This is a genomic window from Jannaschia seohaensis (assembly GCF_900116765.1).
GTDB classification, from domain to species: domain Bacteria; phylum Pseudomonadota; class Alphaproteobacteria; order Rhodobacterales; family Rhodobacteraceae; genus Jannaschia; species Jannaschia seohaensis.
Genome location: NZ_UETC01000029.1, coordinates 1 through 13,436, shown reverse-complemented (window position 1 = coordinate 13,436; position 13,436 = coordinate 1). Strand labels below are relative to the sequence as shown.

Here is a 13,436-nt window from a genome sequence, read left to right as displayed (position 1 = left end):
GTAGTCCTTGGCAATCAGAATCCTCGTCGGAACGGAGCGCGGCAGCACGATGCGAAACAGGAGCCCCTCGAAAACCGTGGTGGTCTGCTCGTTGTCATTCGCATCCGTAGTCGTCTTTTCGAGCATCGCCTGAACGATCTCAAAGGGCATTCCGTGATGCGTTCCGGACAGAAGATTGCGCTGGGTGGACCTGTTGTGAGCGCCGAACATGCCGAGGTCGCGCATCGTCGCGATCTGGAATCGGCCCTCCGGATCCCGCTCGAATGTAAGGCCGCCCACATGATCGCAGATCTCAGGCATGATCAGATCCGAGAGCGAACCGCTCCATTTGTCGGTTTGCAGGTTGTAATAGACAAATGCCGCAATGACCCCGACAACGGCGAACACGAAGATGACCCAAGGTGTTTTGCCCTCGCCACCGACCAGCAGATAGAGGAGGCCCGCCGCCGCCTCGAAGGCAATGAAGACCGCCAGCGTTCCGAGCCGAGCCTTGCGCAAGAGTGCCTTCCGCTTGGCTTCCAACTCCTCCAGCTTCGGCCCAAGTCTGGTCTGTACGACAGACCGGAAACCTTTCTCGAGCGCACCCTGTTCCACGAATTTCATCGCAGCCTCCATCGCTTGCTTCCAATTGGATATCGCTCTGATGGGGACGGGGCATTGCGTTGCCGCAAGGGGGCGCAAATTTCTGGCCGGTGACCTCCGCGCCAAGTTTCGTCCTATCGTTGATGGATCGCAAGGCAGGGCCTGGATCGTCCGCGTAGTGTGAAGGAAGGAGCGCAACAACACGCGAGTATCGACCGCGATGACGGCACAAGATGGATCCGACCCTGCAAGCCCGCAATGTTACGAAGCAGGCTTCGCCTTAATGACTGCGGCTCTCTCCGTCGTGTCTCACGCGCTTTCTGCAAGGAAGCGGGCGGAGGCCAACTGTTTCGTTGCGGACTGCGATGCGGCGGGAGACGCCTTCCCTGACCATATCTCCGGACCCAAGTCGGCGACCCTGCGGGAGCCCAGACCGATATGGGCGACCTCTCCTCCTTTGGCACAGGCATCGGGCAGACCGAACCGGTCGCCCAAGATAGACTTCGGGTGGCCTACGCAGAAGGTGTCGGCATCCCGCACAACGTGGCCGAGCCGGCGCGATGAGACCCATGGCCGGCCGCGCAAGACGATCCGAGCGCGATCGCCGCATTCGTTCGTCTTCGCTCGGAGGATCATAGAGATGGGAGAGTGTGCGGTTCCGACGCCTGATCGGGCCGACGGCGAAGTGACACGACCAAAGAACGAGATCCAAGCATCCGCAACCTTGCCGCTATCGGTCATGGTCCGAACGGCGCTTCAGAAAGGAAATGACCGGTGAAGAGCGCAAATCCGAAATCGAAGCCTGTCATCATCATCGCACGCGTCATCACAGGCCTCGGCCTGCTTTTCGCGCTCGTCGGAGCCTATTTGATTGTCGGGGCCACCCAGTTCTCCCGCAACGCCGTGGCGACGACCGGATTGGTCGTGGCCATTGAATTGGTGCGCGACATCGACTCGGACACCGGATCGGACACGATCAGCTTCCGCCCGACCTTCGAATATTCAGATATCGATGGTAACCTCCACACGTCGCAGACGGCGGCGGCATCCACGATGTACGACTACGAGATCGGCGAGGAGGTCGAGATCATGTTCTCTCCGGACAATCCCGATGCCGTCCGTGTCAGCGGCTTCTGGTCTCTCTATTTGCTGCCCAGCATATTCTTGGTCGTCGGGGCCGGACTTATCGGTCTGGGCCTCTTGATTTCACGCGTCCTGCGAGGGTCCGGAACCGATCAGGGCATTGAAATGTCCGGACTCGATTGAGACCAGCCGCGCGCGCCGTTTGCCCACCGGATCCCTGCATTCGACATCTAATCGAACTTTCACGGGCAATCCTGTCGGCGTGACATGGGGAGGCAGCGTCGCTAGACGCTGCGCATGGGACGTCCAATCGCGCACGGTTGTTGCGTTCGCCCTCTCACAACCTGGAGCCTCCGGGACTCCACCGACTACCGCCAGCCCAGGGCGTGCGCCGCCCAAACCAAGCATATTCAGACAGCTTTCGGCACGACTTCCAGAGCGCCTGTCCTCGGTGCCCCGGCTCCCGTCACATGTCGGATGAACTCACGGCCTCGAAACCGGAGACCAGGTCCATCAATTCGCGGGTGATCGTTTCCTGGCGTGTCTGACGGTAGAGCCATGTCAGCTCCTCGCGCCGCTCTGCGATGTTGCTCTCCGCGCTCTGCATGGCGGCCAGTCGGGTGGCATGCTCGCTCGCAAGCGCCTCCGCCAAGGCGCGGTACAGCACTACAAAGAGCCTCTGCCGGATCATCCAGGACGTCATGCGCTCGATGTCCATGCGGAAGAACGGACGGCCTCGGCCAGGCCAGTCGGCAGAGAGAAGCTCGCTCAGGTAGGTCTCCGGGATCGGCAGCAGATTGCGCTCGGCTGGAACGGCGCGCGCGCGCCCCTCACGGCGATTATGCACGAGACGGATGCGGCCGATGCCCGCATCCCGTGTCCACCTCTCGATCTCGATTATCACGCTGTTGACCAGCGGACTCATCCCGGCCACGGTTCCCGGCAATGGAAAGGCGTGATCGACGCGATGGCCGGCCGCTTGCAGCCGAGCGGCGAGACGCAGGCCCAGCACGGCCAGAACGGCGGGTTCCTCCCCTAATCGGGCGCGGGCCTGGTGGGCGGCGATCTCGTTATACCGACCGCAAAGCCCGCGATCGGAGCCGATTGCGATCAAGGCTTCCTTCCCGCTGGCGGGCGCGGTCGCCATGCGGAGCGGCAGACCTCGGGCCCGCCGGTGGAGCAGCAGCGCGGTCAGGCCGAGATCGATGGTTCTTTCATATTGCGTCACGGCTTTCTCGGCCTGTTCGAATTTTCGAATGCTCACTGCCGATAACGACTTCATCGTTCGCACGATCGACTGGATGTCGCCTGTCGTCTCGAGCTTGCCGGACAGCGACTCAAGCGTTTCCATCTGCGGCTCCGTCCTGGCTGAGCGCATCGCGCAGCGCCGCGATCAGGGCGTCGCGGCGGTCGTCCGACAGCGGAGCGCCCGCGCGGATCTCGTCCGAGAAATCCGGCAGATCCCTGCGAATCTTGAGACGCAAGGCGTCTTGCGCGGCGGGCAGGTCCGCCGGATCCAGCTTGTCGAGCAAGCCCTCGGTCGCGGCCAGAAGGACGCCGATCTGCTCCGCCACGCTGTGGTGGTCGTGCTCCTTTTGCGTCAGCACGGCGCGGACGCGCTGGCCGCGGGTCAGCTTGGCGCGGGTCTCGTCGTCGAGCTGGGTGCCGAAGCGCGCAAAGGTCTCGAGTTCCTCGAATTGGGAATAGGTCAGCCTCAGGCGTCCGGCGATGGACCTGAAGGCCGGCAGCTGGGCCTTGCCGCCGACGCGGCTCACCGAGAGGCCGATGTCGATGGCTGGCAGGTGCCCCCGCTCAAACAACTCGGGCGACAGGTAAACCTGCCCATCGGTGATCGAGATCAGGTTCGTCGGGATGTAAGCGGAGATGTTCTTCGCCTCGGTCTCGACGATCGGAAGCGCGGTCAGCGATCCGCCGCCATGCTCTTCCCGCAGATGCGTCGCGCGCTCCAGCAGGCGCGAGTGGATATAGAAGATATCGCCGGGATAGGCCTCACGCCCCGGAGGCCGGCGCAGCAGAAGCGACAGCTCCCGGTAGGCGCGCGCATGGCGGGTCAGGTCGTCATAGACGATCAGGACATCTCGGCCCTCGGCCATGAAATGCTCGGCCATGGTCGTCGCCGCATAGGGGGCGATGAATTGCAAGCCCGGCGCCTCGTCACCGACCGCCGCAACCACGATGGTCCGGCCAAGCGCGCCGCCCTCCCGCAGATCCTTCACCACACGGGCCACGGCGGAGGCGCGTTGCCCTATCGCGCAATAGACCGAAATGACGCCCGTGTCCTGCTGGTTCAGGATCGCGTCCACCGCGATGGCCGTCTTGCCGGTCTGGCGATCGCCGACGATCAGCTCGCGCTGGCCCCGCCCGATGGGCACGGCCGCGTCCACGGCCTTGATCCCTGTCTCAAGCGGCACCTTCACCGGAGCCCGGTGCATGATCGGGGGCGCCGGACGCTCGACCGGACGGCGCTCCTGCGCCTCGATCCGCGGCCCCCCATCCAGCGGCCGCCCGAGCGCATCGACGACCCGGCCAAGCAGTGCCGCGCCAACGGGGACATCCACCACCCGGCCCGTGCGCCGCAACCTGTCTCCGGGCTTCAGCCTGTCGGTGCTGCCAAGAACGATGACGCCGATGCGGCCTGGCCGGAGGTTTGAGGCGATACCGACCACTCCGTGAGAAAACCGCACGAGCTCATCCGCATGCAGGTCGGCAAATCCCGCCACCTGCGCGACGCCCTTGCCAACCGAGAGAATGCGCGCGGTCTCGGTCACGTCGAATTGGGGTGCAACCCGGTCGAGGGCCGCGCTGAGCGGGGCAAAGAAATCTTCGGGGAAGTCCTCCAGCACAGTCATGTCGTCGCCCGCTCACCCTGCCCGCCCCTGCCCCGCGCAAGGCTTGCCGTCTCGATGATTTCTCCGAACTCGGCCTCCAGCCGGTCGAGATAACGGACAGCGGACCATTCCAAGAAATGATCCCCGATGGTCAAGCGGACGCCAAATATCATGCGGGGATCCTCGTGATAATCGACCTCGATATCCGTTGAGAGTGTCTCGTGGATCGCGCGGGTGAGCCGGGCCCTGGCGGCGCTCTCGATCACCGTGCTGGTCTGGACGAGAGCTGTCCGGTCCTGCGTCCGCGCGGCCTCGGCCAGCTTGTCGCGCGTCTCTTTATCGAGCGCCTCGAGCCGTTCCGTGAAATGCTCCACCACGCGTCCGGCCAGATCGGTCCCGGCGTAATCCGCAAGCACCCGTTCGACGACCCGCAGCACCTGATGCCCCGCCTGCCGCTGGAGCGAGGCGACGAGCTCCGCGCGCTCCTCGGCAAGGTTTTGCCGCCAGACCTCTCGCCTGGCCTCCATCTCGTCTCGGACCTCATCTTCGAGCCGTTGCCGGAGCGCCTTCGCCTCCTCCCGCGCCGCTTCGAGGATTTCGTCCTGGCGCTCTTCCAGCCCAGCCTGTTCTTGCGCGAGCTGCCGCGCCGCGTCCTCGGCCTGCGCGCGCGTGGCCTTCGCTTCGGAGAGCCGCGCCTCCACGCGTTCTTCGCGCCGGCGCATCGCGTTGGTGATGGGCCGGTAGAGGAATCTCTGCAGCAGCCAGACCAGGACAAGGAAATTGACGATCTGTGCAGAGACTGTGAGCCAGTCGAGCTGCAAGCCGTCAGCCTCCCGTGAATGGGTTGGCGAAGATCAGGATCATCGAGACCACGAAGCAGTAGATCGCGGTCGACTCGATCATCGCGAGGCTGACGAAGAGCGTCCGGGTGATCGTGCTGGCGGCATCCGGCTGCTGCGCCAGGGCCTGCAGCGCCTGCGAGGCCGTGCGCCCCTCGGCCAGCGCCGGCCCGATCGAGCCGATGGCGATGGTCAGGCCGGCGGTGACGATCGAAATGCCCGCGATCACTGTCGCTGGATCCATGGTCAGTCTCCCTTGCTGTCTGGTGGTGTCCCGTCCGTCCCCCCGCGCGTGCGGCTGGCCGAGGCGATGTAGACCATCGCGAGGATGGCAAAGATGTAGGCCTGCACGAAGCCGGTCAGCAATCCGAGCAACTGGAGCAAGACGGGGAAGAAGAACGGCGCGATGCTGACCAGGATGCCCGCGATGACCGTTCCGCTCATGACGTTGCCATACAGGCGGATGGCGAGCGCCACCGTCCGTGACGCTTCGGCAATGATGTTGAAGGGCAGCATCAACGGCGTCGGACGGATATAGCCGCGCAGAAAGTGTCCCAGACCATCCCGCGCGATGGTGAACAGCGGCACGGCCATCAGCACGCAGATCGCCAAGGCTGCCGTCGTCGAAAGCGACCCGGTCGGCGGCTGGAAGCCGGGGATGATCGCCAGAAGGTTCGCCATGGCGATGAAGAGAAACAGGGTGCCCACGAAGGGCAGAAAGCGGTCGGGCGTCTCGGCCCCGACCTCGGCGATCTGCGCGCGGATCGTCTCGACGATCACCTCTAGAAACATCTGCCACCGCGAGACGGTCTCGCCCTCGCTGAGCCTGGCGGTGATCGCCCAGGATCCGACGACGAGCACCCCCATGACGACCCAGGTGAACGCAACGGTCGCGTTCAGGCGCCAGTCGCCCCATTGGTAGAGGATCTGCGTGTCGGGGCTTATTTCCATTGCGCCCTCCGCTCGGCGTCGCGGATGCGGCCGGTCGCGGCCACGCGGAGGACGACGAAGCCCGCCAGCGCCGACAGAAGTCCGGTCGCGTTCGCCCCCATCGCCAGGGCGCCGATGACGGAGCCAAGCAGGAGCGCCGCGCGCGCGAGGGCGAGCGTGACGAAGGCCAGGACCGGCCGCGGCCCGGCGATCCGCTGCGCCGCCGACCAGATCAGCGCGAGATAGACGGCGCCGAACGCCATACCGCCCGCGAATGAGAGCGCCAGCATGCCCGGGTCAGCCATCGCTCCGTCCCTCCCTTTGGACCCAATACCATGCGTTGAGGCAGCCCAGGGCCCCTCCCGCCAGAATGCAGATCAGCGTCCAAGACCGCTCCGAGGGCCAGCGCCCGTCGATCCAGACGCCGAGGGCGGTCCCCGCCAAAACCGGCACGGCCACGGCCCAGCCAACCATGCCGAACATGGCCAGCCCAGAGAGCGCGCTTGCCGGGGGCCGCTTGCGCGCGCGTTCCAGGCGCCGCGCCTTGCGGGCAATCGCGCGCGCCTCGTCCTGTTCGTCGCCCTCTCTCATGATCCCGGGCCTTCGAGGTCGCGAAACCGTTTGAACATGTTGTGCTCCAGGCGCGCGAGGGCGGTGCGCGCCTCGCGCTCCAACTCGTCCAACTCGCGAAATTCGGTCTCGACGCGCTGGCGCAGCCAGGTCAGGTCGCTGCCTTCGATCGCGCGACGGACCGCGACACGCACATGGGGGCCGCACTTGACCAGCGTACCGGAATGCACCGCGACGAAGCGCTCACCGCCTTCCTCGGGCTCGTAGCGGAGGATCCCGGGCACGAGTTCGGTGACGAAATCGCCGTGATGAGGCAGCATGCCAAAATGCCCGTCCGGCGCTTCCGCCAGGATGCGACGCACGGGCCGGTCGAGAGAGATCCGCTCGGGTGTGATGATTTCAAGCCGCATTCGCCGGCTCGCCGTGGAGCAGATCGTCGACCGATCCGATCATGTAGAAATCGCCTTCGGGCCGGTCCGCGAATTCGCCGGACAAGATGCGTTCACAGCTGCCGAGGGTCTCTTCCAGCCGCAGAAAGCGGCCCTCGGCCCCGGTCATGGCCTCGGTCGAAAAGAAGGGCTGCGTCAGGAAGCGTTCCAGCTGCCGCGCCTGCCGCACGGTGGCGCGGTCCTTCTCCGACAGTTCCTCCAGACCCAGCATCGCGACGATGTCCTTCAGGTCCTCGTATTCGGCCAGCGTGTTGCGCACGTCGCGGGCGATGCGGTAGTGCCGCTCGCTCACGGCACCCGGCGTCAGCAGCTTGGAGAAGGACTTCAGCGGGTCGATCGCGGGGTAGAGCCCCTCGGAGGCCTTCCGGCGCGACAGGACGATCGAGGCGGAGAGATGCGAGAAGATATGGGTGGCGGCCGGATCGGTGAAATCGTCGGCCGGTACATAGACCGCCTGGATCGAGGTCATCGCGCCGCTCTCGGTCGAGCAGATGCGTTCCTCCAGTTCGGCGAGTTCCGTGCCCAGCGTGGGCTGGTAGCCGACCCGGCTGGGAATGCGCCCCAGAAGGCCCGAGACCTCCGATCCGGCCTGCACGAAACGATACACATTGTCGATCAGGACCAGGACATCGCGCCGCCGGTCGTCGCGGAAATACTCTGCCATCGTTAACGCGGCATGGCCCACGCGAAAGCGCACGCCGGGGCTTTCGTTCATCTGGCCGAACACCATCACCGTGTTATCGAGCACCCCGGCCTCGCCCATCTCGCGATAGAGTTCCTCCGCCTCACGGCTGCGCTCGCCAATGCCGCAGAACAGGCTGACGCCGTGATATTCGGCGACCATGTTGTGGATCATCTCGGTGATCAGGACCGTCTTGCCGACACCGGCCCCACCAAAGAGCCCGGCCTTGCCGCCGCGCTCGATCGGGCTGAGGAGGTCGATGGCCTTGATGCCGGTCTCGAACAAGGTGCTCTCGACCCGCTGCTGCCACAGGGGCACGGGATCGCGCAGGATCTGGCGGCGCGGTACATCGCCGAGCGGCTCACCATCGTCGATTGTCTCACCGAAGACGTTAAGCATGCGCCCGAGCAGCTTGTCCGTGATGGGCACGCGGATCGGCGCCCCGCTGTCGCGGACGGCCAGTCCGAGCCGCAGCTCGGTCGAGGGGTTCAGCACGAGACCGCGGGCCGTGTCGACGGAGGGAAGCGAGGCGATCTCGATCATGATCTCCGGGTCGGATACCGTGACGAGGCAGGAGGCGATTGCCGGGAGGTGGCCGGGCTCGAAGCGGATATCGGCGACACCGCCTTCTATCGCACAGATATGGCCGATTCCCGCTTCGCTTGTCATGGGCTCTGACATGATGGTTCTCGCAAGACAGTAGGGCAGCCAAGGGGTGTCGACATCGACCCGCGTCATGTCTTTGAGACCAGAGGCGCGCGGTCGCGGCATTGACCGAAATCATGCCGAGCCGTGGTTCCCCTTGCCGGTGTTCCCGTCGGGACGACCTGGACCATTTGCGCCCGCTTGGGTCGTCAGCCCTCCGACGTCCGAGTCCTTGGGGCAGATCCCTGTTCGTCGCAGCTCTCAGGGAACCAAGTCTGATAAGAAATCCGAAACGTCGGCGTGCCCTGCCCCACGGCCCCTAGCCCGGCTTCGCTTTTGATGCATGACGGGCTGGTGCGCTAAGGCTGGCGCGGTCGGGGACGCGATCGAATGGCGGCGTACGATGCGGCTTTGGATGACGCCCACGGCGCGGGATCACAAGGACGGGGCAACGAGTCTCGCGCAGATGCCGGTAAACGGGCTGCTTGACCGCCAGATCCCGGTGACGCCGATGGCTGGCGCGCATTCCTGCGACACGCCCCGGACCTTGCACCCGGTATTCGGCGAGGCGCTGATGGGCTGGCCCACCGGGTGGACCGGATTCGGCTCTGGGGCAACGGAGTGGTCCCGCGGGTCGCGGCGCATGCGCTCCGAACCCTCGCAGCCAAGCTGCTGGCCGGTCCGCCACTCCCTTTGCCAATGTGTCAGGCTCCGGATGGGGATGGGGCTGGGCGATCAAATCTTTCACGCGCCTCAGCCCAGGGAGGGAGGAGCATCTCTGCTCCACCCATGCCTTTAGAAGCGGCCGCCCCCAGAAAGATCTTCGCCCGACGACCTCATGTGAAGAACGTGAGGTCGTCGACGACGAGGCCACCCGCCGCAGTCATCTGAACCGTATCGACAACATCGAATGCGCTGTTGTCGAACTGGATCGACGTGTCGCGGTTGTCCCAGATTCTGACCGTCTGTGATGCCACAAGAGCGCCAGCATCATCAAATCCCTCGACGAGAAGATCGACGCGCTTTCCGGACACAGCCCGAGCGATTGCCGCCTCGAGATCGAAATCCGACCCGTCAGTCCGGGCTATGGTGAGGCTGTCTCCGACGCTGCGTCCCGACTGCGTGCCCTGAAGCGCAGAGCCTCCGGACACGAGTTCCGTGCCCGAGAACACGAACCCATCCTGGGTCAGGCCGGTCTCGAAATCGAACAACACGGAGGTGGGTGCCGGCGGAGGCGTGCCGCTCCCACGGATCGTCACGGTCGCCGTCGCGCTCGCCGTCCCGCCATTGCCGTCGGAAATCTCGTAGCTGAAGCTATCCGTGGCCTCCTCGTTGTCAAAGAGACCGTCGAACTGTCCGTTCGGATCGTAGAGGACGCTCCCGTCCGACGAGAAGGTCACGAGGGCCCCGGAGGCCAGGGTCACCGATCCGTCGCCGTCCCCTTCCACGGAGACAAGGGTCAACGGATCGTTTTGGAGGTCGAGGTCATTGTCCAGAAGATTTCCGGCGACAGAGGCGCCCTCACTGGTCACGAGCGCATCGTCCAGCGCCGTCGGTGCACCTGGGTCGATGAGGCTTCGTGTCAGCACGGCCATATCGTCGACGTAGAACGAACCGTTGGCCGAGAACACGAGCCTGTCGATACTGTCGAAGCTCGCATCGAAGGTCACGTCGCTGATCTTGTTGCTGCGCGCGTTGATCGTCGCCGTCCCGACCAGCGCCTCATCGTCATAAGCAGCGACATCGATCCGGACCCGACCGCCTGCCGATGCCACCGAGACGCCGTCGAGGTCGAAATCCATCTCCGTCGTCGTCATGGTGAAGCCGCTCGAAACGCCCGCTTGCCCGGAAAGCGGAGAGGAGGCCGCAACGGAAATCCCGGAAACAGAAAGACCGCTTTCACCCTCGTAGACGGTGCCCGCAGCAATGCCCTCAAAGTCGATCAGGATCGGGGTTTCGAGCGTCGGTGGCGATACGCCGTCAATCGAGATCGTCGCCATCGCGGTTGCCGACCCGCCAACGCCATCGGACACAGTATAAAGGAACGTGTCGGTGCCGGTCGATCCCGTCTCCAGGCTCTCAAAGGCTCCGTTCTGATTGTATTCGAAACTCCCGTTCGCCGCCATCGTCAGCAGCGCGCCGGAGGCCAGTTGCACCTGCGTGCCGACCGATAGCGCAGACCCGTCCACGGCTGTCACCGTCAGGGCATCACCGTCGGCGTCGACGTCGTTCAAGAGAACATCGCCAGCCAGCAGAACGCCTTCGCCGACGACAAACGTGTCGTCTTGCGCCTGCGGGGCCGTGTTGTCGAATTCCCCCGAAATCGTGATGCTGACGGTGGCCGCATTGGACACGGACCGGCCATCGGTCGCGGTATAGGTGAAGCTGTCGAAACCCAGTTCGCCGACCTGAAGACTGTCGAAAATACCGGCCTGATCGTAATCGAAGCTTCCGTCCTCATAGACCGTCAGAAGCGCGCCCGAGGCGAGCGCAACAACCGCTCCGCCAGTCCCCGGCGTCACGCTCGCGCCATTGATCGTGGCCACCCGGAGTGGATCGGTTTCCGCGTCGAAATCGTTGCCGAAAACGCTGGCCGCGTTCAAGATTGCATCTTCGGCGACGGCAAAGCTGTCATCGTTCGCGACGGGCGCCGTGTTCGGGCTGATACCCCCCGCAATGTCGCTCCAGCTCAACGTTTGGTCCGAGAAGGTGAGCCATTCCACCGTGTCTTCGACAAGATCGACGGCGACATCGATGACCTGTAGAAAGGCCCCGGCAACCTCGAAAGCGTAGCTGAGGAAATTGCCGCTGAACACGACCTCATCGGCCCCAATGCCCCCGAGATAAGAATCCGCGCCGGCGCTATCGAAGAAGATATCGTCGCCGCCGTTTCCGGAAAGAACGTTGTCCGCGACGTTGCCATAGAAGGTCTCATTTCCAGAGCCTCCGATGGCGTTCTCGATGATGGTCCCCTCGGCAATCGTCAGGTTTCCGATGCGTCCGCCGATATTGGACGCGGAGGGCGCCGTGGCGCCGCTGTCGGACGGGGCGAGCGAGATCAGTGAATTATTGCTATAACCGGACAAATCCAGCGTGTCCTCGCCTGCACCATCCACGATGGTCGAGGCCGTCCTGTTGGCGAAGGACGAGAAATTCGCCCAGATGTCGCTGACTTCGGATGTAATGTTGCTGTTGAATCCATAGACGGTATCGCCCACGAACGCATTCGAGACACCGAAGCCCTGACGACCGTAAATCTCATCGAGTGCCATCCAATCGACGGACATTGGCGTCTGCAGGAACTCGTAGCTGGCATCGACCGTAGAATTCTCGGTCTGGCTGAAATACGACATCATCGATGCCTGCCAGCTATCATTGTCGAAGACATTGTCCACGCCATAGGTGGCGGATCCGTTATAGGGCCCCTGATGACCCAGGCCCAAGGCGTGACCGATCTCATGGAAAATGGTCTGGAGGGTGTAATCGTCATAGGTCGACGTCCCGCCTGACCATGAGGCCGCGACATTTATCTGAGCATAATGGATGGTGCTTCCCCAGGCCCCGCTATTGTAATAGCTGTGGCCTGCATACGCGCCGGAGTCATTGTCGCGGAAGAAAAAATCGACCAGGTTCGTGTCTTGCGATGCCGTTTCAACGAACTGAATGCCGAGCGTCGCTTCGAACAGTTTGAAGGCCTCTCGCACCAGGAAAGCCCGTTCGGCGCTGATCCCGTCGGCATCCGCACTGTACCCCGAAAGATTGTAATGCAGCACGCCGTTATTGGCGTCAACGCCGCTCGCCGTGACGTTGTGAGATCGGGAGCCATCGCCGTAGCCGGTATTCCAATATCCGGTCAGCAGGAACTCCGCCATATCTCCCAAAAGCGCGGCATTTGCAGATCCCGTGACGCCTCCCTCGGAAGTTCCATTGTCGATTCTGGTCGCATCTTCTTCCTTGAAAGAGCATGGGCCGCACGAACAGCCATGCACATGCTCGATCTCGCCCGGGTCCAGGAACGCCGCGACAACCGCCCAGTCCGGGATGGCCCAATCGCGCACCCGTTCGCCCACCGACCCTTCGTTCCCGCCGAGACCTTCTCCGCCCTCGCCAAGCCCCCAAACCTCGCCCCCGGGATTCTTCGCGGGCGGAGCTTCAAGCTGACCGCCGCCGTCCTGGGTGTCGCGCGTTCCCCACGTGTCGCTCACAGTTTCCGGAAGCTTCCAAGTCCACACTTCGCTTGAAAGAAACTCGACGAAGGGCTCAAACGCGAAAGGATATTTCAACGGGGTGTCCTTTACATGTGGGTTCTGCATCGTCAGTGCCGTGACACACTCGCTCCCTCGGCTGGCGATACTAAGGCGAGATTGGGGCGCAGCCGTCCAAGATAGAAACATCGCGCCCTTTCCCCGACGCAAAAGCTGGCTCAGCCCCCGCCAGACAGATCCGCGCGCATGTCCGCTACAGCACCGCGACGCGTGCCTGGATTTCCGCAACCTGTCTGTCGATGTCGGGTGTCACGGGCGACGGACCGCGCCGTTTTTCATGCAGGTTATCTTGCTCTCGACACGGCTCCCCGAGTCGTATCGGCGCGCAGGCCCAGATCAAGCCGCCCCCTTCGCGCGCCGATATGCCAAAGACCGACTGGACCTTTCCAGCGCATGCGCAATGCAATGGATGTAAAAAACGAGGCCCTCGAGCGCCTGGTGACCGATTTAAAGCGTCGGATCATAATTCTGGAGCATAGCCTGCGTGTCGGAGGTAGTTGCGGCATTCGTTTGGGGTGAAGGTGCGGCAGATCGTGCCGATG

General features: G+C 63.8%; 12 protein-coding genes. 1 reads left to right on the top strand and 11 read right to left on the bottom strand.

Annotation, left to right across the window (positions count from 1 at the left end):
* A partial coding sequence (locus DTQ71_RS22995; protein WP_211317184.1) for a hypothetical protein occupies nt 1–603 on the bottom strand: 603 nt, incomplete at its 3' end.
* 753 nt (nt 604–1,356) lie between these two features.
* Between DTQ71_RS22995 and DTQ71_RS22990 the strand changes: the two genes are divergently transcribed.
* Nucleotides 1,357–1,848, top strand: a complete 492-nt coding sequence (locus DTQ71_RS22990; protein ID WP_109566619.1) for a DUF3592 domain-containing protein — start codon at nt 1,357–1,359, stop codon at nt 1,846–1,848.
* Nucleotides 1,849–2,131: 283 nt separating this feature from the next.
* Here the strand turns inward: DTQ71_RS22990 and DTQ71_RS22985 are convergent, their stop codons facing one another.
* The 10 genes from DTQ71_RS22985 to DTQ71_RS22935 form a co-directional block, all read right to left on the bottom strand.
* Nucleotides 2,132–3,016, bottom strand: coding sequence for a F0F1 ATP synthase subunit gamma (locus tag DTQ71_RS22985; RefSeq protein ID WP_170125565.1), 885 nt, complete (start codon nt 3,014–3,016; stop codon nt 2,132–2,134).
* Complete coding sequence (locus DTQ71_RS22980; RefSeq protein WP_109566617.1) at nt 3,003–4,535, bottom strand: alternate F1F0 ATPase, F1 subunit alpha; 1,533 nt, start codon at nt 4,533–4,535, stop codon at nt 3,003–3,005. The genes DTQ71_RS22985 and DTQ71_RS22980 overlap by 14 nt, the downstream gene beginning before the upstream one ends.
* Complete coding sequence (locus tag DTQ71_RS22975; protein ID WP_109566616.1) at nt 4,532–5,335, bottom strand: F0F1 ATP synthase subunit delta; 804 nt, start codon at nt 5,333–5,335, stop codon at nt 4,532–4,534. The genes DTQ71_RS22980 and DTQ71_RS22975 overlap by 4 nt, the downstream gene beginning before the upstream one ends.
* Before the next feature lie 4 nt (nt 5,336–5,339).
* On the bottom strand, nt 5,340–5,597 hold the full coding sequence (locus tag DTQ71_RS22970) for a F0F1 ATP synthase subunit C (RefSeq protein WP_109566615.1): 258 nt from the start codon (nt 5,595–5,597) through the stop codon (nt 5,340–5,342).
* A 2-nt stretch (nt 5,598–5,599) separates the two neighbouring features.
* Complete coding sequence (locus DTQ71_RS22965; RefSeq protein WP_109566614.1) at nt 5,600–6,304, bottom strand: F0F1 ATP synthase subunit A; 705 nt, start codon at nt 6,302–6,304, stop codon at nt 5,600–5,602.
* The gene (locus tag DTQ71_RS22960; RefSeq protein ID WP_109566613.1) at nt 6,295–6,588 is read right to left on the bottom strand and encodes an N-ATPase subunit AtpR; all 294 of its coding nucleotides are present in this window, start codon (nt 6,586–6,588) and stop codon (nt 6,295–6,297) included. The genes DTQ71_RS22965 and DTQ71_RS22960 overlap by 10 nt, the downstream gene beginning before the upstream one ends.
* Nucleotides 6,581–6,874 carry an AtpZ/AtpI family protein gene (locus tag DTQ71_RS22955; RefSeq protein WP_109566612.1) on the bottom strand — a complete coding sequence of 98 codons (294 nt, stop codon included), beginning with the start codon at nt 6,872–6,874 and terminating at the stop codon, nt 6,581–6,583. Before DTQ71_RS22955 ends, DTQ71_RS22960 begins: the two co-directional genes overlap by 8 nt.
* Nucleotides 6,871–7,263, bottom strand: coding sequence for a F0F1 ATP synthase subunit epsilon (locus DTQ71_RS22950; protein ID WP_109566611.1), 393 nt, complete (start codon nt 7,261–7,263; stop codon nt 6,871–6,873). Before DTQ71_RS22950 ends, DTQ71_RS22955 begins: the two co-directional genes overlap by 4 nt.
* Nucleotides 7,253–8,653, bottom strand: coding sequence for a F0F1 ATP synthase subunit beta (gene atpD / locus DTQ71_RS22945; protein WP_109566610.1), 1,401 nt, complete (start codon nt 8,651–8,653; stop codon nt 7,253–7,255). The genes DTQ71_RS22950 and atpD overlap by 11 nt, the downstream gene beginning before the upstream one ends.
* An 812-nt stretch (nt 8,654–9,465) precedes the next feature.
* On the bottom strand, nt 9,466–12,912 hold the full coding sequence (locus DTQ71_RS22935; protein WP_170125564.1) for an Ig-like domain-containing protein: 3,447 nt from the start codon (nt 12,910–12,912) through the stop codon (nt 9,466–9,468).
* Nucleotides 12,913–13,436 lie beyond the last annotated feature (524 nt).